This is a genomic window from Martinezella calliandrae (assembly GCF_030272695.1).
GTDB classification, from domain to species: Bacteria; Pseudomonadota; Alphaproteobacteria; order Rhizobiales; family Rhizobiaceae; genus Rhizobium; species Rhizobium calliandrae.
Window position 1 is genome coordinate 1 of sequence record NZ_JARFYN010000053.1, and the last position, 20,988, is coordinate 20,988.

A 20,988-nucleotide genomic window follows, 5' to 3' on the forward strand; every position below is an offset into this window, starting at 1 on the left:
GAACGGGTTCATCGACATCTTGACGTTCGCAAGCTCGACGCCCGACCCATCCGGCTTCACGCGTATCTTGACGTTGTAATCAACAACCCGCTTCACGGGAACGAGAATCTTCATGGAAACCTTCCTTCAACACTGCGCCCACAGACCATGGCCTGTTCAGCGCCGCTCCGTTTGTCGAATGGCGACATGGATACGCGTTTTTTCCCCAATTACAACGCTTCCATATTGCAGAGCGACAAATTGGTTTAGGGACATAAATAACGCTTACGTCAACGTAAATATCATCGGCTGCTGTTAGACCTGGTTTGCCTCGGCTATCGATTCTTCCCCGGAACCCACAGCACATCGGCGCGGCCCTGATCATTCGCGTGGCGTGCGGCGACAAACAGGAAATCCGAGAGGCGGTTGATGTATTTCATCGCTGCCGGGCTCACCTGCTCGCCCTCGCTGCGCGACAGGGCCACTATCAGCCGCTCGGCGCGTCGTGCGATCGTTCGGGCGAGATGGAGATGCGCTGATATATGACTGCCGGCGGGCAGAACGAAGGATCTCAATGGATCGAGATCGGCATTGAGCCTGTCGATATCCTGTTCGATGCGCTCCACCTGGCTGTCGATGACACGCAATGGCTCGTAAGAGAGTGGCTCGTCCGTTTCAGGCGTCGACAGATCGGCGCCGAGATCGAAAAGGTCGTTCTGTATGCGCATCAGCATGGCATCGAGTTCGGGCATGCCGGTGGCGTGCAGCCTTGCGACGCCGATGACGGAGTTGGTTTCATCGATCGTGCCGTAGGCTTCCACGCGCAGATCGTTCTTCAACCGACGCGGGCCGGAGACGAGGCCGGTCGTGCCGTCATCGCCGGTCTTGGTGTAGATTTTGTTGAGCTTGACCATCTTGATCTGCATTCAGCTCGGGCGGCCGCCGCCGGTCAGCCACAGCGTCAGCATGATCAGGATGACAGCGATCGCCTGTAGCAGCACGCGAAGCTGCATCAGCCGGTTCGAGAGGCTTGGATTGTCACCCTTCATCATGTTGAACAGGCCGCGGACGAGGACAATGACGACCAGGCCCATGACGATGATGGCGGCAATATAGGTAAAGGTTGACATTGCTTCGGGCCTTCGTATTTCAATCGAGCCGGCGCATCAGACGATAGAAAAGGTTAGCCGGCAACAGCCTTTTCAGAAGAACGCCCTGTTTTGCTGGCAGGGTCACAACATAATGCGGGCGCGGATTTTTCGCATTCAACGCCAATTTTAACACGGCATAGACTACTTCGGGCCCCATTTTATGCCTGTTGACCGGGCCTGTGCCATTCAGCCGCGCCAATTGTCGCCGATATTCGGCCGCATGAGCCGAATGTTCGAGATCGACATGATGGCCGATCTTGGCGAGCGCGTTGGAGGTGAAACGCGTATCGATCGGGCCTGGTTCGATCAGGCTGACATGGATGCCACTGTCCTGCAGTTCCATCCGCAGGGTAATCGTCAGGCCCTCCAGCGCGAATTTCGAAGCCGTGTAAGCGCCGCGGAAGCGGTAGGGGATCAGGCCAAGAATGGAGGACACATTGACAATGCGGCCCTGGCCCTGCCTGCGCATCAGCGGGATCACCTGTCGCGTCAGCTCGTGCCAGCCGAAGAAATTCGTCTCGAACTGTTCGCGCAGCACATCGGTGGAGAGGTCTTCGACCGCGCCTGCCTGGCCATAGGCGCCGTTGTTGAACAGGGCATCGACTCGGTCGCCGGTCCCTTCTCGCACGGTTGCGACGAGCGCTGAGATCGTTTCCGGTTGGGCATAGTCCATCAGGAGCGTTTCGATCCCCTCGGCTTCGAGGGAAGCACGGTCGGCCTCCCTGCGCACGGTTGCGAAAACGCGCCAACCATCGGCCTTTAGCGCATGAGCGCAGAACGCGCCGATGCCGGAAGAGCAACCAGTCACGATGATTGTGCGTTTATCTGCCATGGAATGATTCCTGTACAATCTGGGAGTCGTTTCCCATATTCATAGGCCCGACACAATCGACAACCGGCGGATGAGAACCGGACTCAAGCGGAGATGGAATGCCTTTATTCGTTCGTACGCTCTATAGGGTCGTCTACGACGCAGTTTTCCATTTCGTCGAGGACGATGGTTTCGCGATGGCAAGCCATGTGGCGCTGTCGACGCTGCTGGCTGTTTTCCCGTTTCTGATCTTCGGCACGGCGCTTGCAAGCTTCCTCGGCGCCAGCCAGTTCTCCTCGACGGCGGTGCACTTGATTTTCGATACCTGGCCGGAAGCGATCGCCAAGCCGCTGGCGGACCAGGTGGTGCAGGTTCTGACCATTCCGCGCGGCGGGTTGTTGACTGTCTCGGTGCTGGCCGCCGCTTATTTCGCATCCAACGGCGTCGAGGCACTGCGCATCTCCCTCAACCGCGCCTATCGTGTGCTTGAAAATCGGCCTTGGTATTTCAACCGCCTCGCGAGTCTCGGCTATGTGCTGATAGCGGTTTTGATCTTTGCGCTTCTCAGCATCATGCTGGTCGCTGTGCCGTTGGTGCTGGATTATACGAGAAAGTGGCTGCCGCAGCTTGCCGATATTCTGGATGTCGTCTTCAGTTGGCGCATCTACGGTACCATCTTCCTGCTGCTTGCCGGACTGCTGATCCTGCATCTATGGCTGGCCGCTGGTCGCCGGCGGCTGTTCGATGTCATCCCCGGTGTGCTTCTGACATTGCTCTTCTGGTCGCTTGGCGCGATCATTTTCGCCTATTATCTGGCGACCTTCGCCAATTATACAGCCACCTATGCCGGCCTTGCGTCGGTCATGATCGTGCTCGTCTTCCTCTACATGCTCGCGGTGATCTTCATCCTGGGCGCAGAGATCAACGCGGCGCTGATGAAGTTCAAGGTGCGGCGCATGTTTTTCGGCAAGGCAGCAGGCGGTCCGGGAGCAGATAAACAAGCAGCAGACAAACGATCAGATGCCGATGCGGCGGCGAAGCTCCAAAGGTGACCAGCCCTGCCGGCGCCATTCGGCAATGCCGGTATCGCCCTGGCTCTTCGACAACTTCTTGCCGTCTTCGCCGAGAATCAGCCGGTGATGGTGATAGAGCGGCTGCGGCAGGCCGAGTAGGGTCTGCAGCAGGCGGTGGATCGAGGTGGCGTGAAAGAGATCGAGACCGCGAACGACATGGGTGATGCCCTGTGCCGCATCGTCGACGACCACGGACAGGTGGTAGCTCGACGGCGCATCGGAGCGCGACAGCACCACGTCACCCCAGGCCGCGGAATCGGCAACGATGTCTCCCTTCTCGCCATCGCCGCTTTCATGCCAATAGAGCGGTCCTCCGACTTCGGCGATGGCTTTGTCCGTGTCGAGCCGCCATGCATGCTTCAGCCCGGCATCCAGCAATCGCCTCCTCTCCGTGTTACTGCGCAGCCGGTCGTCGGGCGGATAGAGCGGCGTGCCGTCCGGATCGCGCGGCCAGGGAGTTCCGCCGGCTTCGCCGGCTGCGACCCGCGTCCTAACCTCGCCGCGCGTCAAAAAGGCGGGATAGACGAGGCCGCGCTCGATGAGCGACTGCAGGGCTGTTTGGTAGGCCGGAAGATGTTCGGACTGCCGACGTACCGGTTCTTCCCAACTGAGACCCAGCCAGGCAAGATCTGCAAAGATGCCCGATTCGAATTCGGGTGTGCAGCGAGCCTGATCTATGTCTTCGATACGCAGGAGGAAACGGCCGCCGGCGCGTTCCGCCATGTCGTGGTTGAGAATCGCCGACAGCGCATGGCCGAGATGCAAAGGTCCATTCGGACTCGGCGCGAAACGGAATATCGGCTTTTGACGGGGAATCGCGATCATGCTTTCTTCTGCCACGAATTTTAGTCCCGGACCATGAGAAGCCATGCACATCATCCGCGGTGAAAACGATATTCAGGAAGGGCTGGCGGCGCTGGTCGAGCTCGATCCCCGCCTGCGGCAGATTGTCTGCGAGGCCGGCCCCGTGCCGCTGCGCCTGCGCGAAGCGGGCTTCGAAGGACTTGCCCATATCATCGTGTCGCAGGTCGTGTCTCGGGCGAGCGCCGATGCGATCTGGGGGCGGATGACCGCTCGACTGGGCCAGGTGACCGCCGAGGCCTATGCCGGGCTTGAACCGGATGCCTGGCGTACTTTCGGCCTGTCGCGAATCAAGCATGACACTCTGGCGCGCGTTGCCAACGCTGTCGTCGTCGGCGGCCTTGATCTGCAGTCGCTGAGCGCCGAAAGCCCGGAAAAGGCGCTTTCCGAACTTACCGCCATCAAAGGAATCGGCCCCTGGACGGCGGAGGTCTATTTGATGTTCTGCGGCGGTCACGCAGATGTGTTCCCGGTCGGCGACGTCGCCTTGCAGGCCGCCGTCGGCATGGCATTTGGGCTCGATGTCAGGCCCTTGCCCAAGGTTTTGGCCAGGGAAGCGGCGGTTTGGATGCCCTGGCGCTCGGTCGCAGCCCGGCTCTTCTGGGCCTATTACGCCGTCAAAACCCGGCGTGACGCGCTGCCTATCGATTGATCAGCAGGTCTCATAGATTCGCCGCTATGCACTGAATTTATTGGACTTCACAATCCTGTAACAACCGGCCTAATATACAGGTACAGATGCCGAATCGATCAGGAGGGTTCCTTGACGATTGCAGTCTCACCGCAGTCCTTGCCAGCGCTCGTGCTGAACGCTGACTATCGGCCGCTGAGTTATTACCCCTTGTCGCTCTGGTCCTGGCAGGACGCGATCAAGGCGGTTTTTCTTGACCGTGTGAATATCATCGCTGAATACGATCAGTCCGTGTCGTCGCCCAGCTTCTCGATGCGGCTGCCGAGCGTCGTCTGCCTAAAGACCTACGTCCAGCCCTCCCGCAATCCGGCCTTTACCCGCTTCAACGTTTTCCTGCGCGACCGGTTCGAATGTCAGTATTGCGGCGCTCATGACGATCTGACCTTCGACCACGTCATCCCGCGCGCCCATGGCGGCGAGACGACCTGGGAAAACGTGGTCGCGGCCTGTTCGCCCTGCAATCTGCGCAAGGGCAGCAAGCTGCCGAAGCAGGCCGGCATGTTCCCGGCGCAGAAGCCCTACCAGCCGACCGTACAGGACCTGCACAATAACGGCCGCCTGTTCCCGCCGAACTATCTGCACGATAGCTGGCTCGACTATCTCTATTGGGATACGGAACTGCAGCCGTAAAGGCGTTTTTACCTTCTCGCCTCGGGGAGAAGGTCGAGCGAAGCTCGGGTGAGGGGGCAATACACCGTAAGGATTGCATTTCGCTCCGCCTCGCTGACTTTCCGGTAACGCCCCTTATCCGCCCCTTTGGGGCACCTTCTCCCCGCAGAGGCGAAGGTAAATTCTAACCAGCCTTCTTCACGCCCATAAACGCAATTGCCGCCAGAATGACGCTGGCGATCACATTCCATCCGGCCATGGACAGACCAAAGACGCGGAGCGCGGCTTCCGTGCAGGACGGGCCTTTGATCGTGCTGAGTTCGTTCAGCAGGTCGCCGGCGTTCTGCGTCATGCTGCTGGCGGTGGTGGAGCAGGTCGTCGGGCCGGCCCAGAAATGCCATTCGACGCCGGCGTGATAGACGCCGATGCCGCCGCCGACCACCATCATGAGGCCGGCGATGGCCAGCAGCGTGCGGGTGATCCAGGAAGGCAGGCCGAGGGCCGCTGACAGAGCGGCAGCGATCGCGACGGGGATGCCGTAATAATAGGGCTGGCGCTGCTCTAGGCAGAGCGCGCAGGGAATATAGCCGCCGATATATTGGAAGCCGAGCGCCGAGCCGATGACGATAATCATGCCGATCGCAAGCAGTACGGAATAGGTCAGGCCGGCGCGAGAAGTCGAAGTCTCAGACATGCAAGGGCTCCGTGCTCAGTGCGCCAGAACATAATGGAAGAGGACATAGAGAAGAATGAGGACGGCGGCTGCCGCCATCGTGATTTGGCCGAGACGCTTCTCGATGAAATGGCGGATCGATTCGCCGTAACGGCGCAGCAGAAAGGCCAGGAAGAAGAAACGGGCGCCGCGGGCGACGATGGCCGAGATGATGAACAGACCAAGATCGATATGGGCGACGCCGGAGAGGATCGTCACCACTTTGATCGGCGGCAGATGTGCCAGGCCCGACGTGACCAGCAGCAGAACGATCCATCCGTAGGTGACGCCGGCGCTCATCTGGTTGAAGGCATCGAGCTTGCCGTAGAAGATCAGGATCGGCTTGGCGATGGCCTCGAAGGCATAATAGCCGAGCGCCCAGCCCGCAATACCGCCGAGCACGGAAGCAACCGTCGCCGTTAGCGCATAGCGCCAGGCGCGCTCGGGCTTGGCGAGCGACATCGGCAGGAACAAGACATCGGCGGGCACGAGAAAGACCGAGCTTTCAACGAAGGCGATAATGGCCAACCAAACTTCCGCCGATTTGCGGCGAGCCAGCGACATGGTCCAGTCGTAAAGTCTACGAAGCATGCTGCCCCCTTTTGCTGCGTCGCACACCTTTAGGGGGGAGGATTATGGCTGTAAATGGTCGGGGGTGACGGAAATGGCACAAAATCAAAATTTTTCGTGATGGATGTCGCGTTTGATGCCGGGCTTCGCTCGATCGTCATCGCCCAATCCGAAATCTAAGACCCTTAAAGTGCGGTGCATTGAATGCTCAATAGTCAGCGTATCCAAGGGGGCATCGATGCGTCACCTACTCTTTGCGGCGTTCTTTTGTTTTCTCCTCTCACGGTCGGTCACGCGGCCCAAATAACCAGCCAACCGGGTGTGAGCGGGATTGACCTAATCACCGTGACCGGAGTGATCAACGTTGGTGATGACGCGCTGTTCCGCAGGCTGGCGCCAGTGGCTGATAAGGCCATCGTCGTGCTGAACAGCGAGGCAGGAGCGCTCAGCGCGGGGATCGAGATAGGCCAAGCTATCCGGCTGCGGGGCTTTGCTACGGCTCCCGAAACGCGATACGTCCCCATGCCATGCGACCTGACCAACTCCGATAGTGCGCCTGAGTAGATCGAGGCGTAAGCTGCGTGTGTGGGGGGAATGTAATCGCCAAAGAGGTGTAGGGATCCTCCAGAAGTTTTAGCCCGGAGCCCTTTCAAATAAATCTCGATATCAACCAGCGAACCGCATAACTCCTGTAAACCCTTAGGGGTTTCTGTTGGACGGCGTCCGGATAGGCGCGGCACCTGCACCTGCATTTGAAGCTGCAGGCTTTAGTCTTTGTCACGTATTTCACGGCAATTGTCTTCACGGCCGGATCACCAGCCAGTACCCGGAAGACGAACTAGCGCAGTGTTTTCAGTGATTTACGGCTTTCGGCCAGTAAAATGGTGCCCCATGCCGGAGTCGAACCAGCACTTCTTTCGAAACTCGATTTTGAGTCGAGCGCGTCTACCAATTCCGCCAATGGGGCAACGGATCCTGACGAGGCGGGTGTCTAACATGTGATCGGGCGCGCGCGCAAGTCGGTGGATGAGTTATTGCGAGTGTTTCCGCAGGGTTGCGGTTTGGCCCGTGGCGACAGATTGACGCCATGGGCCTTTTGGTTGGCCTCAGTGGGCCATCGCAGGTGCCTTGTCCGTCGAGCCGGAGCGGCTGATCGTCAGCGCCAGCACCGCGGCGAGCACGCAGAAGGCGCCGGCGATGAAGAAAGCGGGCAGGTAGGTGCTGAGCTCGGTGCGGGACAGGCCGGCGCCATAAGCCGCTGTAGCGGCGCCGAGCTGGTGGGCGGCGAAGACCCAGCCGAAGACGAGGCCGGCTTTTTCGCGGCCGAAGCGGTCGGCGGCGATCTTGACGGTTGGCGGCACGGTGGCGATCCAGTCGAGGCCGTAGAAGACGGCGAAGATCGATAGGCCGTAGAAAGTGAAATTGCTGAAGGGCAGGTAGATTAGCGACAGGCCGCGCAGGCCGTAATACCAGAAGAGCAGCCAGCGATTGTCGAAGCGGTCGGAAAGCCAGCCGGAACCGATCGTGCCGAAGAAATCGAAGATGCCCATGACGGCGAGCACGCTGGCGGCCGCCACCGGCACGATGCCGAAATCGCCACATAGTGTCACGAAATGCGTCTGGATCAGCCCGTTGGTCGAAAGTCCGCAGATGAAGAAGGTGGCGGCGAGGACCCAGAAGGTGGAACTCCCTGATGCTTCTTTCAGGATGAGGAGGGGCGAGGCCAAGGCTGCATTCAGATTCTTGGTGGCGGGCGGCGTTGGCGAGACGTGGAGTTCACCGACGAGGGGCAGATTGACGTCGGCCGGACGGTCGCGCATCAGCAGCAGCACGACCAGGGCTGCGATGACGATCATGCCGCAGACGAAGAGCACGGTGGTGCGCCAGCCGTAGCGTTCCGTCAGCTCCGCCATCAGCGGCAGGAAAACGAGCTGGCCGGTGGCCGAGCTTGCGGAGAGCATGCCGACGACGAGGCCGCGATGCTTAGTGAACCAGCGCGTCGACACTGTGGCGGCCAGCACCATGGCGGTGAGGCCGGTGCCGAAGCCTATGATGATGCCCCAGCAGAGCAGCAACTGCCAGACTTGCGTCATGTACAGCGAGCCGACGAACCCGACACTAATGGTAATCAGCGCGAAGACGATGACCTTGCGGACCCCGAAATGATTCATGAAAGCAGCGGCGAAGGGACCCATCAGGCCGAACAACAGCAGGCGAACGGCAAGTGCGGAGGAGATGGATGAGGTGCTCCAGCCGAACTCGTCTTCCAGCGGCTTGATGAGCACACCGGGCGCGCCCATGGCGCCGGCGGTGACCAGCATGGTGAGGAAGGTGGCACCGACGACGACCCATCCGTAGTGGATATTGCGTCGGGCAAGCGTCGAAGCAAGGACTGTGGAAACCATGAGGTGCGTTCCGATGGGGGTTCGAGTTTCAGCGCTGGGGCCGGTTTGGGGCGGGACTGCTATCAGAATACCTGTATCGCAACGCTTCACTCCCGGCTTGAACGATTGTGCAAAGTAGCTGTATGGGAATTTAGATGATCACCATCATATTTGTTGCTTATTGATGATGAACATCATATAAATTGTCAATACAGTTTTCTTGAAGCTCTGATGGAGTTTTTTGATGAGAGTGAGCCGGGAAAAATTCGCCGAGAATCGCGAGAAGATCCTTGCCGTAGCAGGGGAGCTCTTTCGCGAGAAGGGTTTCGACGGCATCGGCGTCGCCGATATTATGAAGGCGGCCGGGCTGACGCATGGCGGCTTCTACGGCCACTTCGAATCGAAGGACGAATTGGCTTGCGAAGCGAGCAAGGCTTTGGTGGCACACGCGCAGGAGCGCTGGCAGGGGGTGGTCGAGGGGGCGCCGGAGGCACCGCGCGACGCGCTGCTCGCGCATTATCTCTCGCACCGCAATATCGTCGAGCATGGTACGGGCTGTGTCTTCGCGGCGCTGACACAGGAAGTCAGCCGCTATGGCCCCGAAATGCAGTCCACCTTCACTAACGGCCTGATGGGAATGGCAGCAATCCTCGAAGAGATCACGCCCGGAGAAACGCGCGAGGAGCGGCGGCGCAAGGCGCTTGCCGATCTCTCAACCATGGTCGGCGCGGTCATTCTCGCCCGCGCCCTGGATACTCCAGCGCTTTCCGAGGAGCTTCTGGCGGCAACCCGGCAGGTGCTCGCTTCGCGCTAGAAGCCGGTTCGATCAGCCACGGAAGGCAAGGAGGCCGGCCGATTCGACGATTTCGGTGAACTTGCCGTCGGGAGCGACCTCCAGCAGCTCTGCGCGCAACGCCGCCTCGAAATCGGGCAGCTTGTCGCCGAGCGCCTGCGGCGAAGTGGAGGACATCGAGAAGACCCGGCCGACGATATCCTCGATATCCCTCTGATATTCGTTGATGATGCCGATGCGCTCGAGATTGCGGAAGGGCGAGGCGAGCAGCATGGCTTCATGGGGCGCCCAGGCCTTGCTCTTGCGCAGCAGGCGCTCCTTGTGGCGCTCCGGCGAAAAGGTCTCCGCCAGCTTTTCGACGATGCTGCGCCAATCCGGGCTCGCCAGCACTTGCCTGTCATGGAATAGCACGACCGCGCCGCCGAGCTCGATCAGCGTCTCGAGGGCAGCAAGCGTGGCCGGGCGATCCATCCAGTGGAAGGACCGGCCCATGATGCAGAGGTGCAGCTTACCGATATCCGGCCCGAGATCATAGGACGAACCCCGCCGGACGGTGATCTCGACTCGTGCTTCCTTGGCGCCGGCTTCGGCGGCGGCCAGCATTTCCGGTTCCGGGTCCATGGCGGTGACGGCGGCGCCTTCAAGCCGCGCGAATGCGATGCCGAGCTGGCCGGGGCCGCAACCAAGGTCAAGCACATGATCGCCCGCCCTCAGGCCGCTTCGCTCGGCTACCCGGTTGATCAGCGTATCCGGATAGGGAATGCGGTAGCGCAGGTAATAGGCCGCGGTGGACTGGAAACGCCGCGCTTCGAAGGGAACCGTGATCATGGCTGTTATCCTCGGGGGTAAGGAGCCTCAATCTGTTAAGACTCAACTGTGACCTGTTCGTGAAATATCTCTTGCGCCATTTCCAATGGATTCAAAGGCTTCGACATTCTCTGCGACGCCACGCCACAGCCAAAGCTAGGGTTGGCGCATAGAGGTTTGCGCAATCTAATACTTGGCTGCCGCCTAAACTGTCTCCCAGCGGTCAGAGTCGGCGCTCACAAATTGCATCTTACGATTTTACCGTGAACTTTCGCGTAACGTACTTACACGTTTGCGGTCTTTGTGCCTCGATAGATTGCCCGCAGCGCTCCAACTCCGCGCGAAATTGCCTTAGCTCAACGTTCGACGGGAGACACCCCAAATGGCTCACGACGACGACCGCAATAAAGCATCAACCATCGACCTCAACAGCATCACGCGGCGCTATCTGCTCGTCGGATCGACAGCTCTTGCCGCCGGTTTCCGCTGCGAAGGACTTCATCGATCGCCAGCATAAAACCGATACGCCGTTTTTCGTCTGGTTCAACTCGACCCGGATCAACGTTTTCACCCACCTCAAGAAAGAATCGCTGGGTAAGACCGGCAAGGGCATCCATGCGGACGGCATGGTCGACCATGACGGCATGGCGGCGAACTGCTGAAGCAGCTCGACGATCTCGGCATTACCGACAATACCATCGTGCTCTAAACGACCGACAACGGCGCCGAGATCGCTTTGTGGCCGATGGTGCCATGACGCCTTTCCACTCAGAGAAAGGCACGACTTGGGAGGGCGGTTTCCGCATTCCGGTGACGGTGCGCTGGCCAGGCGTCGTGAAGCCTGGGACGCAGATCAACGACATCGTCACGCTCATGGACTGGATGCCCACTCTGACAGCGGCGGCGGGCGCTCCTGATATCAAGTAAAAGATGAAGACTGGCTTCTCCGCCGGGGCGAAAAACTTCAAGGTTCATCTCGACGGCTATGACACCTAACATCCCTTCCGAAAGGCGAAGCGGAAAAGACGCCCAGGGATACGGTCTACTATTTCGACCGGGGCGGAAATCTCAATACCATCAGGTGGAACGACTGGAAGCTGAGTTCACGGCAACATTGCCACCGGCGTGCGCGAGACGCCGGCCTGGGCTCTCATCGCCATTCTGCGGATGGACCCCTACGAACGAGGTCCCGACGAGGGAGGCGGAGCGATCGAGTTTTTGGCGCGAAACATCTGGTTGCTCGTGCCGACACAAAGCAAGATCAAGGAGTTCTTTACTGATTTCGATCAGTTTCCCGCTCAATCCGGCAGTTCGCTCAACGCGGGAGAGATCAACTACGCGATGTTGCGCCAGCAGGCGGCCATGAAGCGGCTCAGCGAACTGGAAAGCTTAATGCCGCATAAAGCTGACTGTCATCGCCAGTGTCAGGCGTGCAACGGCATGCGCGCCTGACGTCTGCGAGATACTTACTTGAACCCGGCAACCCCATGCGGAATGTAGGGCGATTCCAGTGCTTCGATCTCTTCCGGCGTCAGCTTGACAGAGAGGGCGGCAACGGCGTCGGTGATGTGGCCGGACTTGGAGGCGCCGACGATCGGGGCAGTGACGGCGCTTTTCTGCAAGATCCAGGCGGTGGCGACCTGGGCGCGGGCCACGCCGCGGGACTTGGCGATGGCGCCGACGGCTTCGACGACCTTGCGGTCGGCATCAATCGCCTGGGTGTACAGCGTCTTGCCGAATTCGTCGGTTTCCGAACGGGCCGTGGCCTCGTTCCAGTCGCGGGTGAGGCGGCCGCGGGCAAGGGGGCTCCAGGGAATGACGGCGATCTTCTGGTCTTCGCAGAAGGGCAGCATTTCGCGCTCTTCCTCGCGATAGAGCAGGTTCAGGTGGTTCTGCATGCTGACGAATTCGGTCCAGCCGTTGAGGCGCGAGACGTAGATCGCCTTGGCGAATTGCCATGCATACATCGAGGAGGCGCCGATATAGCGGGCCTTGCCGGCTTTGACGATATCATGCAGCGCTTCCAGCGTTTCCTCGATCGGCGTGGTGTAGTCCCAGCGATGGATCTGATAGAGATCGACGTAGTCGGTGCCGAGACGGCGCAGGCTGTTATCGATCTCATCGAAGATCGCCTTGCGCGACAGGCCGGCGCCGTTCGGGCCGGGACGCATGCGGTTGAAAACCTTCGTGGCGAGCACGATGTCGTCGCGGCGGGCGAAATCCCTGATGGCGCGGCCGACGATTTCCTCGGACGAGCCGTTGGAATAGGTGTTTGCCGTATCGAGGAAGTTGATCCCGGCCTCGATCGCCTGCTTGAGCAGCGGGCGGCTGTCTTCCTCCTTCAGCGACCAGGCATGCGTCCCCTGGTTGGGATCGCCATAGGTCATGCAGCCCAAGCAGATGCGGGACACTTCAAGGCCGGTTTTGCCAAGCTTGGTGTATTCCATCGATAGTCTCCATCCTGTTTTAGGGGTCCGAAACGGCAACGCTCCGCCACCGGATCGGAGGCAGAGTGGACACATCATCAAATGTAGAGTAGCGGAGCGCAGCTTCACGGATTAGCTCAATAATTCGCAATAGGCTTTGAAGTGGCGCTAAACAAAGATGGCGATTTCCGCGTGCGGGCAGGCAACTACTGCTATTGTTTCCTTGAATCTGTGGCGCCAGCGGTGTTAGCTGCGCCGCAGCATTCTTCCTGGAATTTGGTATGAAACTGCCCCCGCGTGACACTTATGAGACCCTCTACCGCGATTTTCGCTGGGAGACTCCGGCGAAATTCAATATCGGGCGCGCTGTTTGCGACGACTGGGCCGAACGGGAGCCGGACAGGGTCTGCCTCGAGCATTTCAACCCGGGCGGCAATCATCTGCGCATGAACTATGGAGAGCTTCGCGATCGCTCCGCAGCCTTCGCCAACGCCTTGATGGCGCTTGGTGTGCGACCCGGCGATCGGGTAGCGCTGCTTCTGCCGCAGAGTTTCGAAACCGTCATCGCGCATGTCGCCATCTATAAGCTGGGGGCGATCGCCTTGCCGCTGGCGCTGCTGTTCGGTGCTGAAGCGCTGGAATACCGGCTGACAAATTCGGGAACATCCGCGATCGTCACCAATCAATTCGGCCTGACGCGGCTGCGCCCGATCCGCAATCGCCTGCCGGAACTGGCGCATGTGATCAGCATCGACGGCAGCGAGCAGGGAGTGGCAGGATTTGCCGAGCTTGTCGCAGCCCATCCGTCGCTCTTCGAAGCGCTCGATACTGGGCCGGACGATCCGGCGCTCATGATTTTCACCTCAGGCACGACCGGGCCGCCGAAGGGGGCGCTGCATGGCCATCGCGTGCTTCCGGGCCATATTCCGGGCATGCAATTCGCCCATGAAGGCTTTCCGCAGGTGGGCGACAAGCTCTGGACCCCGTCGGATTGGGCCTGGGCGGGCGGGCTCTTGAACGCGCTGCTACCGAGCCTGATGCTTGGCGTGCCGGTCGTCTCTTCGCCGGCGCAGAAATTCGACGCGCATATGGCCTTCCGCATCATGGACGAGATGGGGGTACGCAATGCCTTCATTCCGCCGACGGCACTCCGACTGTTGAAGTCGGTCGACAATCCTCGATCGCTCTATGATCTCAAACTGCGCACTATAGGCTCGGCCGGCGAGGCGCTCGGGCGCGAGACCTATGAATGGGCGCGTTCAGCCCTTGGGATCACCGTCAACGAGTTCTTCGGCCAGACCGAGTGCAATTTCGTTCTGTCCTCCAGCGCCGCCTTCGGCGTCAGCCGCCGTGGGGCGACGGGCAAGCCGGTGCCGGGCCATCGAGTTGCAATCGTCGATGCGGATGGCAGGCAGATGCCGGTGGGCGAGAGCGGGCAGATCGCCATCCAGCGGCCCGATCCGGTGATGTTCCTCGGTTATTGGCGCAATGATGAAGCAACGGAGGCGAAATTCGCCGGCGACTGGCTGCTGACCGGCGATCTCGGCCGACAGGATGCGGACGGTTATATTGCCTTCATCGGGCGAGACGACGATATAATTACCTCTTCAGGCTATCGCATCGGCCCAAGCGAGATCGAGGATTGCCTAGGCGGCCATCCGGCCGTGCAGCTCGCTGCCGCCATCGGCAAGCCGGATGCGGTGCGTACCGAAATCGTCAAGGCCTATGTGGTCCTCGTTCCTGGCCGTGAACCGAGCGATGTGCTGTCCGCCGAGATCCGCGACTGGGTGAAGACGCGGCTTTCCATGCACGAATATCCGCGCGAGATTGAGTTCGTCGACGAGCTGCCGCTGACGACCTCAGGCAAGGTGATCCGCCGCCTGCTGCGCGAGCGTGCGATTGACGAAGTCAGCGCTTCGTAAGCGACAGTATTTTCTGGCGCAGCAGCTTCGCCATGTTGCGCGTGCTGCGGTACAGGTGCAGTTGCGCTGCCACCTGTCGGACGTCACGGTCGCCGTTTTGCATCAGGCCGATGACCAGCGTGCCCATGTCTTCGCGCTCCTGCCAGAAGCGGCTCATGATCGGATGATCCGGCATGGCGCAGGAGTCGGAGCGGACGATATTGGCGTCGTCGAGATGCCACTCGGTCAGCTCGCCCATCAGCAGCTTGCCCGGCGAATAGCGGGCGTAATCCTCATTATAGGCAGTCTTCCAGGTATAGGCCTCGCCGCCCATCATTAACACGATCATCGAGGCGATCGCCCTGCCGTTCAGATCGATGGTGTGAATGCGCACGGCATCGACAGCAGCAAGGTTGGAGACGGCTTCGCGGGCGAAGGCCGCATGGTGCCGGTCGGTTACCAAGGCGCTACGCTTCTTGCCCTTCCAGCCGCTCGCCTCCAAAGCCAGGAATTCTTCCATGCGCAGGTGAATGTCGCGCGGCTGGCGGGCGACGGTGTAGACGACGTGGCCATGACTTTCCAAGAGACGCCATTGACGGCGCATTTCGCGCAGATGCGCGTTCGAGATCGTCCGCTTGAGATAGGCGAGCGCATCCTCGCTGCTGTCGAGCATCGGCCGCTGATAGGGATTGGCAACGGTGAGAGGCAGGTCGCGGCCGATGGCGACAGCCTTTGCCATCTTGGCGAAACGCCCGTTCAACCTAACATCCGGCAGCACCAGCGTCGTCGGCAGTTGCAGTTCACGCCGGGTCAGCGCCTCGAAGAGATTATCGAGTGTTTCACCCGCCTCCTCGGCGTCCACCAGCGGCGTGCCGAGCGGGCCGAAGGAATTCGACCAGACGCGGATGATCGAGGGACCAAGCGCAAAGCCCGGCTTGTCGACTGTAAACGGCATCAGCAGGCGCATGCGGCTACGGGTGCCATTGTCGTCGCGCATCAGCGCGAGGCGGATCTGCCGATCCTCCAGCCGTGGCATGGCGGGCGCCAGAAAACGGCCGGAGAAGAAGACATTCGGCTCAATAGCGCGATTGGAAAGGAAATCCAATTCGTCCTGCAGTTCGTAGCCGAATTTGCCGGGATAGAGGCTGAGCTCACGGCCCGGGCGACCGACTTCGACGCTGGCCTCAGCCTTGGGTGGTTCGAAATGCAGCGCTGCGAGCGTATGCGTCAGGGCGTTCACTTGGCTGTCGGTGCTTTCGGTGAAGGGAGCGCGCGCCATGGTCACAGTGCCGCGTTCGTTGCTGGTGTCATCGGTCGGCGTATAAGGGCGAAGAGCATGATGCCGAATGCACGGCGGACTATGATGTGCAGCAGCACAGCCTCGATTACCATGGCGCTGGCGACGGCAAAGGCCGCGCCCTCGATACCAAAATTAGGAATGAGCACGATGTTGAGGCCGATATTGGCGACCAGTGCGGCGGCATAGAGGTAGACGCAGAGCATCTGCCGGTCCGCCATCATCAACAACACCTCCGCCGGACCGACGAGCGCCTTGGCCAGAACACCGGCCAGCAGGATGGCGATGACGGCCTCGCCTTTGGCAAAGGAGGTGCCGAACAGCGAAAGCAAAAATTGCCCTGCCGCAAGCACGGTCAGACCGACCGCGAGGGCCGGGAAGAAGGTCCAACGCGCGGCCTCCGTGGCAAAGGCCGCGAGTTTGGTCCGATCGTTCGCGGCGATGATGGCGGCAAAGCGCGGGCCGATTGCCGCCTTGACGGCGAAATAGACGAAATGTACGAGCGCCATGATCTTGGCCGCGGCGAAATAGACGGCGACCTCTGTAGGATCGAGGAAAATGCCGACCACGACGACATCGGAATTGGTCAGGAGATAACCGACCCCCTCGGTGAGAAAGACCGGGAAGGCGACGGCGAACCAGGCGTTGAACTCGATCGTTTTCGGGCCGTTGGGATAGTGACGGCGCAGGCGGGTGGTAACGGCGAGATATTGGCAGAGCACTGTGACGAAGGCGGCAGCAATTGCGGCTGCCATAGCTGTCACCGCGCTATCGGCGGCACCGAAAAGGATGGCGGCCAGCATAAACAGCAGGATCAGCGTCGGGCGAATGAGGAAAGTCGGGCTCAGCGCCATGACCGGCCAATGATTGGCGCGTGCCGTGCCGTCCAATACGTCGCCGAGCGCGATCATCGGTACGGCAATCAGGCCCAACGAAATCGGCAGGACGTAATAGTTTTGGACCATGCCGCTGAAGGCATAGAGCGCCGCCATACCGAGCAAGGCTAACCCGCCGGCGACTGCCAGGACGAAGCGGCGGGCAATGGTCGTCACACCGCGGATGGCACCATGATCGCCGCTTGCATCATATTGCGGCAGGAAACGGATAATCGCGGTCGGGAAGCCGAGACAGGCAAGATTGCCGAACAGGATCATCAACACCCAGACGAAGACGAAGACGCCATATTCGAACCTGCCCATCATGCGAGCGAGAACGATCTGCGAGACGAAAGCCAGAGCAGCGCCGGCAATGCGGATGGCGAAAGCGATCAGCGCCATGCGCTGCGAGACGGCTTTCTCATCATTGTCGGTCAAAAGAGGGCGAAGTCTGCGCAGGTATGGCGACAGCATAGTCCGCAACCCGGAAGGCAGCATTTTCTCTGCTGTCTGAAAAACTGCCATGATCGATACGCAATACTTAAAACATGATCGTAACCTTACGTTAGTCTTGGCAGAGGCGGGTTAAGAATCAGTTCCCGCGGATGCTGGAAAACGTCATAGATATGAGCTCGTGCGTCGATGGCCTCCGCACGGGAAGCGGGTGGCGTGCTGCGGTTCGGCGTGCAGAACTGTCTGGTCAATTCGGGAGGGCTGTTAATGCTGAGCTTCATGAGTATTTGCCATCTCAGAACGGTTGGAAGGCCAGGGTCCTATTCGGACTACTCGATATCCCATACGAAAGCCATTTGGTGTCGATTTTCGAGGGGGAGAGCCGTACGGACGGCTTTCTCGATCTCAATCCGGCGGGCAGCATTCCCGTTCTCGAATTGGAGGACGGGCGGACGATTGCCGAATCAAACGCTATTCTGACCTATCTTGCGGAGGGCAAAGGCCGCGCCGGAGCGCAGCCTCAAGGATACGCCGTTTCTTGCTGGCAAAGCGTTTACGATCGCAGATATCGCGGTCTACGCTTACGCCCACCGGGCAGAGGATTGCGGCTTCGTTCTGGCCGACTACCCTGCGCTCGTGGCCTGGTTCGATCGTGTGCGGGAGGCCATCGGCCCCGGCTATCCCATCCATCCATACAGTGACAATCCACATTCCGCCGTCCAATAGTTGCACAAACAAAAATGCCGCCCGAAGGCGGCATTTTTGTTTGATCTGGCGAAGGCGAAGCCTCAAACGACTTCGCTGCTCTCGAATGCCCCATGGCAGTGCTTGTATTTTTTGCCGGAACCGCAGGGGCAGGCTTCGTTGCGGCCGATGCGGCCCCAGGTTGCCGGGTTCTGTGGATCGCGGTTTTCCGGGGCGACGACGTTTTCGTTGACCAGGCTGAGCGGCGCGAATTCGTCTTCACCGGTGGTGGCGTCGATATGGCGCGCCTGCATCGGCAGCGCCTGCGGCTCGGCCGGCTGCTGTACCAGCTCCACCCGCGACAGCTGAGCGGTGACAGCCTGGCGCAGATTGTTCAACAGCGACTGGAAGAGCTCGAAGGCCTCGGCCTTGTATTCCTGCAGCGGGTCACGCTGGGCATAGCCGCGGAAACCGATGACGGAGCGCAGATGGTCGAGGTTGACGATGTGCTCACGCCAGAGATTGTCCAGCGTCTGCAGCACGATGGAGCGCTCGACATAGGTCATGATTTCAGGGCCGAAGCGTTCGGCCTTTTCCGCGGCCGCCTTGTCGGCGGCTTCCGTAAGGCGGGCGCGGATATCGTCCTCGGCGATACCTTCTTCCTTGACCCAGTCATGCACCGGCATGTCCAAATCGAAGACGTTGGCGATCGCGGCTTTCAGGCCGTCGGCGTCCCACTGCTCAGCATATGCGCGCTCGGGGATGTGCTTGGAAACCAGATCTTCGATGACCTCGTGGCGCATGTCGCCGACAGTTTCGGAAAGATCCGTTGCATCCATCAGCTCGACGCGCTGCTCGAAGATGACCTTGCGCTGATCGTTCAGCACGTCGTCGTACTTCAGAACGTTCTTGCGGATATCGAAGTTACGGGCTTCGACCTTCTTCTGGGCGCGTTCCAACGCCTTGTTGATCCAGGGATGGACGATGGCTTCGCCTTCCTTGAGCCCGAGCTTCTGTAGCATGCCGTCCATACGGTCGGAGCCGAAGATGCGCATCAGGTCGTCCTGGAGCGACAGGTAGAATTTCGAACGCCCGGGGTCGCCCTGTCGGCCCGAACGGCCGCGCAACTGATTATCGATGCGGCGGCTTTCGTGGCGCTCGGTGGCGATGACGTAGAGACCGCCGGCGGCAAGCGCCTGCTGCTTGAGCTTCTGGATCTCCTCGGCAATGCTCGCGATCGCCGCGTCGCGCTCGGCGCCGGGCTCCATCTCATTCAGGTCGCGTTCGACGCGCATTTCGAGGTTGCCGCCGAGCTGGATGTCGGTCCCGCGGCCGGCCATGTTGGTGGCGATCGTCACGGCGCCGGGAACACCGGCCTGGGCGACGATATAGGCTTCCTGTTCATGGTAGCGGGCGTTCAGAACCTGGAAGTTGCTGAAACCCTGCTTGCGCATCCGGTCGGCGAGAAACTCCGACTTTTCTATCGAGGTCGTGCCGACGAGCACCGGCTGGCCGCGCTTGTGGGCATCCAAAATCTCGGTGATGATCGCCTTATACTTCTCGTCGTGGGTACGGTAGACCTCGTCGTCCTCGTCGATACGCTGGATCGGCAGGTTAGTCGGCACTTCGACCACATCGAGGCCGTAGATGTTGCCGAATTCTTCCGCTTCCGTCGATGCCGTACCGGTCATGCCGGCGAGCTTTTCGTACATGCGGAAATAATTCTGGAAGGTGATCTGCGCCAGCGTCTGGTTTTCCGGCTGGATCTGCACGTGTTCCTTGGCTTCCAGCGCCTGGTGCTGGCCATCCGAATAGCGGCGGCCCGGCATCATGCGGCCCGTGAACTCGTCGATGATGACGACTTCGCCGTTGCGGACGATATAGTCCTTGTCACGCTGGAAAAGCTTGTGGGCCTTCAAGGCATTGTTGATGTGGTGGACAATCGCGACGTTTTCGATGTCATAGAGCGATTCACCCTTCAGCAGGCCAGCGTCGCGTAGCATTTTTTCCAGCTTCTCGGTGCCGTCTTCGGAGAAGTTGGCCGAACGCTGTTTTTCGTCGATCTCGTAATCGTCCTTCGAAAGGCGCGGAATGAAAGCGTCGATCGTGGTATAAAGATCGGACCGGTCGTCTAGCGGCCCGGAAATGATCAGCGGCGTACGCGCTTCGTCGATGAGAATCGAGTCCACTTCGTCGACGATTGCGAAATTGTGACCGCGCTGCACCATCTGGCCGTGGTCGTATTTCATATTGTCGCGCAGGTAGTCGAAGCCGAGTTCATTGTTGGTGCCGTACGTGATGTCGCAGGCGTAAGCTTCGCGGCGTTCTTCATCCGACAGGCCGTGGACGATGACGCCGGTGGTCATTCCAAGGAAGCCGTAGATGCGGCTCATATGGCCGCTGTCGCGCTGCGCCAGGTAGTCGTTGACGGTAACGACGTGAACGCCCTTGCCGGCAAGGGCGTTCAGATAGACGGGTAGGGTCGCAACTAGCGTCTTACCTTCGCCGGTCTTCATCTCGGAGATGGCATTCGAATGCAGGATCATGCCGCCAATGAGCTGTACGTCAAAAGGTCGCATGCCGAGTGTACGCCGCGAGGCCTCGCGCACCACGGCGAAAGCGGGTACAAGGAGATCGTCGAGCGTCTTGCCGTCGGCGAGCTGCTGGCGGAATTCGACCGTCTTGGCGGCCAATGCTTCGTCAGACAAAGCGCGCATCTGTTCTTCGAGCGCGTTGATCGCAACGACATTCGGCTGGAATGACTTGACGCGGCGGTCGTTGGACGAGCCAAACAACTTTCGGGCAATTCCACCTAGGCTGACCATATTACTGGTCCTTTCTGAGATTTCATCCTGTCGTCTCTGCTTTATCCGTCTCCGAAAAAATCGGGAGTTTAGCACAAAACGCCCGG

The 20,988-nt window shown here is 60.0% G+C and carries 18 protein-coding genes, 1 tRNA gene and 3 pseudogenes; 8 read left to right on the forward strand and 14 right to left on the reverse strand.

The features are described from left to right. The 4 genes and pseudogenes from PY650_RS28530 to PY650_RS28545 all read right to left on the reverse strand — a co-directional run. Positions 1-114: pseudogene (locus PY650_RS28530) on the reverse strand (electron transfer flavoprotein subunit beta/FixA family protein); the annotation flags it as partial. 200 nt (positions 115-314) lie between these two features. After that, on the reverse strand, positions 315-893 hold the full coding sequence (locus tag PY650_RS28535; protein ID WP_285883064.1) for a cob(I)yrinic acid a,c-diamide adenosyltransferase: 579 nt from the start codon (positions 891-893) through the stop codon (positions 315-317). A gap of 12 nt (positions 894-905) precedes the next feature. After that, positions 906-1,109 carry a twin transmembrane helix small protein gene (locus PY650_RS28540; protein ID WP_285873396.1) on the reverse strand — a complete coding sequence of 68 codons (204 nt, stop codon included), beginning with the start codon at positions 1,107-1,109 and terminating at the stop codon, positions 906-908. A gap of 19 nt (positions 1,110-1,128) precedes the next feature. Then, a complete protein-coding gene (locus PY650_RS28545) occupies positions 1,129-1,962 on the reverse strand; it encodes an SDR family oxidoreductase (protein WP_285883066.1) in 834 nt (277 codons plus the stop codon). A gap of 98 nt (positions 1,963-2,060) precedes the next feature. On the opposite strand from PY650_RS28545, the gene PY650_RS28550 reads away from it, so the two are divergent. Continuing rightward, on the forward strand, positions 2,061-2,993 hold the full coding sequence (locus tag PY650_RS28550) for a YihY/virulence factor BrkB family protein (RefSeq protein WP_285883068.1): 933 nt from the start codon (positions 2,061-2,063) through the stop codon (positions 2,991-2,993). Here the strand turns inward: PY650_RS28550 and gluQRS are convergent. Then, the gene (gene gluQRS, locus PY650_RS28555; RefSeq protein WP_285883070.1) at positions 2,958-3,839 is read right to left on the reverse strand and encodes a tRNA glutamyl-Q(34) synthetase GluQRS; all 882 of its coding nucleotides are present in this window, start codon (positions 3,837-3,839) and stop codon (positions 2,958-2,960) included. The two genes, PY650_RS28550 and gluQRS, sit on opposite strands and share 36 nt — an antisense overlap. A gap of 43 nt (positions 3,840-3,882) precedes the next feature. On the opposite strand from gluQRS, the gene PY650_RS28560 reads away from it, so the two are divergent. Further along, positions 3,883-4,527, forward strand: coding sequence for a DNA-3-methyladenine glycosylase family protein (locus PY650_RS28560; protein ID WP_285883072.1), 645 nt, complete (start codon positions 3,883-3,885; stop codon positions 4,525-4,527). Between the two features lie 111 nt (positions 4,528-4,638). Next, positions 4,639-5,196 carry an HNH endonuclease gene (locus PY650_RS28565; RefSeq protein WP_104824507.1) on the forward strand — a complete coding sequence of 186 codons (558 nt, stop codon included), beginning with the start codon at positions 4,639-4,641 and terminating at the stop codon, positions 5,194-5,196. A gap of 163 nt (positions 5,197-5,359) precedes the next feature. Here the strand turns inward: PY650_RS28565 and PY650_RS28570 are convergent, their stop codons facing one another. Further along, complete coding sequence (locus PY650_RS28570) at positions 5,360-5,869, reverse strand: disulfide bond formation protein B (RefSeq protein WP_285883074.1); 510 nt, start codon at positions 5,867-5,869, stop codon at positions 5,360-5,362. 15 nt (positions 5,870-5,884) lie between these two features. Next, entirely contained in the window at positions 5,885-6,478 is a 594-nt protein-coding gene (locus PY650_RS28575) for a YqaA family protein (protein ID WP_285883075.1), read from the reverse strand. Positions 6,479-6,661: 183 nt separating this feature from the next. Here PY650_RS28575 and PY650_RS28580 point away from each other — a divergent pair, with 183 nt between their 5' ends. Beyond that, on the forward strand, positions 6,662-7,021 hold the full coding sequence (locus tag PY650_RS28580; protein ID WP_285883077.1) for a hypothetical protein: 360 nt from the start codon (positions 6,662-6,664) through the stop codon (positions 7,019-7,021). Between the two features lie 318 nt (positions 7,022-7,339). On the opposite strand, the gene PY650_RS28585 is transcribed toward PY650_RS28580, so the two are convergent. Together PY650_RS28585 and PY650_RS28590 are read right to left on the reverse strand one after the other, a co-directional pair. Then, positions 7,340-7,424, reverse strand: a tRNA-Leu gene (locus PY650_RS28585). 139 nt (positions 7,425-7,563) lie between these two features. After that, positions 7,564-8,862, reverse strand: a complete 1,299-nt coding sequence (locus PY650_RS28590) for an MFS transporter (protein WP_285883079.1) — start codon at positions 8,860-8,862, stop codon at positions 7,564-7,566. A 223-nt stretch (positions 8,863-9,085) separates the two neighbouring features. On the opposite strand from PY650_RS28590, the gene PY650_RS28595 reads away from it, so the two are divergent. After that, positions 9,086-9,655 carry a TetR/AcrR family transcriptional regulator gene (locus PY650_RS28595; RefSeq protein WP_285883080.1) on the forward strand — a complete coding sequence of 190 codons (570 nt, stop codon included), beginning with the start codon at positions 9,086-9,088 and terminating at the stop codon, positions 9,653-9,655. 12 nt (positions 9,656-9,667) lie between these two features. On the opposite strand, the gene PY650_RS28600 is transcribed toward PY650_RS28595, so the two are convergent. After that, entirely contained in the window at positions 9,668-10,462 is a 795-nt protein-coding gene (locus PY650_RS28600) for a class I SAM-dependent methyltransferase (RefSeq protein ID WP_285883082.1), read from the reverse strand. A gap of 458 nt (positions 10,463-10,920) precedes the next feature. Here PY650_RS28600 and PY650_RS28605 point away from each other — a divergent pair. After that, positions 10,921-11,893 (forward strand): annotated as a pseudogene (locus PY650_RS28605) (sulfatase-like hydrolase/transferase); the annotation flags it as partial. 14 nt (positions 11,894-11,907) lie between these two features. On the opposite strand, the gene PY650_RS28610 reads toward PY650_RS28605, so the two are convergent. After that, entirely contained in the window at positions 11,908-12,888 is a 981-nt protein-coding gene (locus PY650_RS28610; protein ID WP_285883084.1) for an aldo/keto reductase, read from the reverse strand. 260 nt (positions 12,889-13,148) lie between these two features. Between PY650_RS28610 and PY650_RS28615 the strand changes: the two genes are divergently transcribed. Then, on the forward strand, positions 13,149-14,789 hold the full coding sequence (locus PY650_RS28615) for an AMP-binding protein (RefSeq protein ID WP_285883086.1): 1,641 nt from the start codon (positions 13,149-13,151) through the stop codon (positions 14,787-14,789). Here PY650_RS28615 and PY650_RS28620 read toward each other — a convergent pair. Both PY650_RS28620 and PY650_RS28625 read right to left on the reverse strand, forming a co-directional pair. Further along, positions 14,776-16,047 (reverse strand): GNAT family N-acetyltransferase, encoded by a 1,272-nt coding sequence (locus tag PY650_RS28620; RefSeq protein WP_285883088.1) that lies wholly within the window; start codon positions 16,045-16,047, stop codon positions 14,776-14,778. The genes PY650_RS28615 and PY650_RS28620 overlap by 14 nt on opposite strands. A gap of 2 nt (positions 16,048-16,049) precedes the next feature. Beyond that, positions 16,050-17,465, reverse strand: a complete 1,416-nt coding sequence (locus PY650_RS28625; RefSeq protein WP_285883089.1) for an oligosaccharide flippase family protein — start codon at positions 17,463-17,465, stop codon at positions 16,050-16,052. 167 nt (positions 17,466-17,632) lie between these two features. Between PY650_RS28625 and PY650_RS28630 the strand changes: the two are divergent. Next, positions 17,633-18,119: pseudogene (locus tag PY650_RS28630) on the forward strand (glutathione S-transferase family protein). A gap of 62 nt (positions 18,120-18,181) precedes the next feature. Here PY650_RS28630 and secA read toward each other — a convergent pair. Next, positions 18,182-20,902, reverse strand: a complete 2,721-nt coding sequence (secA, locus tag PY650_RS28635) for a preprotein translocase subunit SecA (protein WP_285883091.1) — start codon at positions 20,900-20,902, stop codon at positions 18,182-18,184. Positions 20,903-20,988 lie beyond the last annotated feature (86 nt).

What these genes read in the sequence shown, in the direction of transcription:
- PY650_RS28535 (WP_285883064.1), bottom strand. Translation starts at nt 893, where the DNA reads ATGGTCAAGCTCAACAAAATCTACACCAAGACCGGCGATGACGGCACG.
- PY650_RS28580 (WP_285883077.1), top strand. Translation starts at nt 6,662, where the DNA reads ATGCTCAATAGTCAGCGTATCCAAGGGGGCATCGATGCGTCACCTACT.
- PY650_RS28545 (WP_285883066.1), bottom strand. Translation starts at nt 1,962, where the DNA reads ATGGCAGATAAACGCACAATCATCGTGACTGGTTGCTCTTCCGGCATC.
- PY650_RS28620 (WP_285883088.1), bottom strand. Translation starts at nt 16,047, where the DNA reads ATGGCGCGCGCTCCCTTCACCGAAAGCACCGACAGCCAAGTGAACGCC.
- PY650_RS28575 (WP_285883075.1), bottom strand. Translation starts at nt 6,478, where the DNA reads ATGCTTCGTAGACTTTACGACTGGACCATGTCGCTGGCTCGCCGCAAA.
- PY650_RS28600 (WP_285883082.1), bottom strand. Translation starts at nt 10,462, where the DNA reads ATGATCACGGTTCCCTTCGAAGCGCGGCGTTTCCAGTCCACCGCGGCC.
- PY650_RS28540 (WP_285873396.1), bottom strand. Translation starts at nt 1,109, where the DNA reads ATGTCAACCTTTACCTATATTGCCGCCATCATCGTCATGGGCCTGGTC.
- PY650_RS28570 (WP_285883074.1), bottom strand. Translation starts at nt 5,869, where the DNA reads ATGTCTGAGACTTCGACTTCTCGCGCCGGCCTGACCTATTCCGTACTG.
- PY650_RS28560 (WP_285883072.1), top strand. Translation starts at nt 3,883, where the DNA reads ATGCACATCATCCGCGGTGAAAACGATATTCAGGAAGGGCTGGCGGCG.
- secA (WP_285883091.1), bottom strand. Translation starts at nt 20,902, where the DNA reads ATGGTCAGCCTAGGTGGAATTGCCCGAAAGTTGTTTGGCTCGTCCAAC.
- PY650_RS28590 (WP_285883079.1), bottom strand. Translation starts at nt 8,862, where the DNA reads ATGGTTTCCACAGTCCTTGCTTCGACGCTTGCCCGACGCAATATCCAC.
- PY650_RS28550 (WP_285883068.1), top strand. Translation starts at nt 2,061, where the DNA reads ATGCCTTTATTCGTTCGTACGCTCTATAGGGTCGTCTACGACGCAGTT.
- PY650_RS28615 (WP_285883086.1), top strand. Translation starts at nt 13,149, where the DNA reads ATGAAACTGCCCCCGCGTGACACTTATGAGACCCTCTACCGCGATTTT.
- PY650_RS28625 (WP_285883089.1), bottom strand. Translation starts at nt 17,465, where the DNA reads ATGGCAGTTTTTCAGACAGCAGAGAAAATGCTGCCTTCCGGGTTGCGG.
- gluQRS (WP_285883070.1), bottom strand. Translation starts at nt 3,839, where the DNA reads ATGATCGCGATTCCCCGTCAAAAGCCGATATTCCGTTTCGCGCCGAGT.
- PY650_RS28610 (WP_285883084.1), bottom strand. Translation starts at nt 12,888, where the DNA reads ATGGAATACACCAAGCTTGGCAAAACCGGCCTTGAAGTGTCCCGCATC.
- PY650_RS28595 (WP_285883080.1), top strand. Translation starts at nt 9,086, where the DNA reads ATGAGAGTGAGCCGGGAAAAATTCGCCGAGAATCGCGAGAAGATCCTT.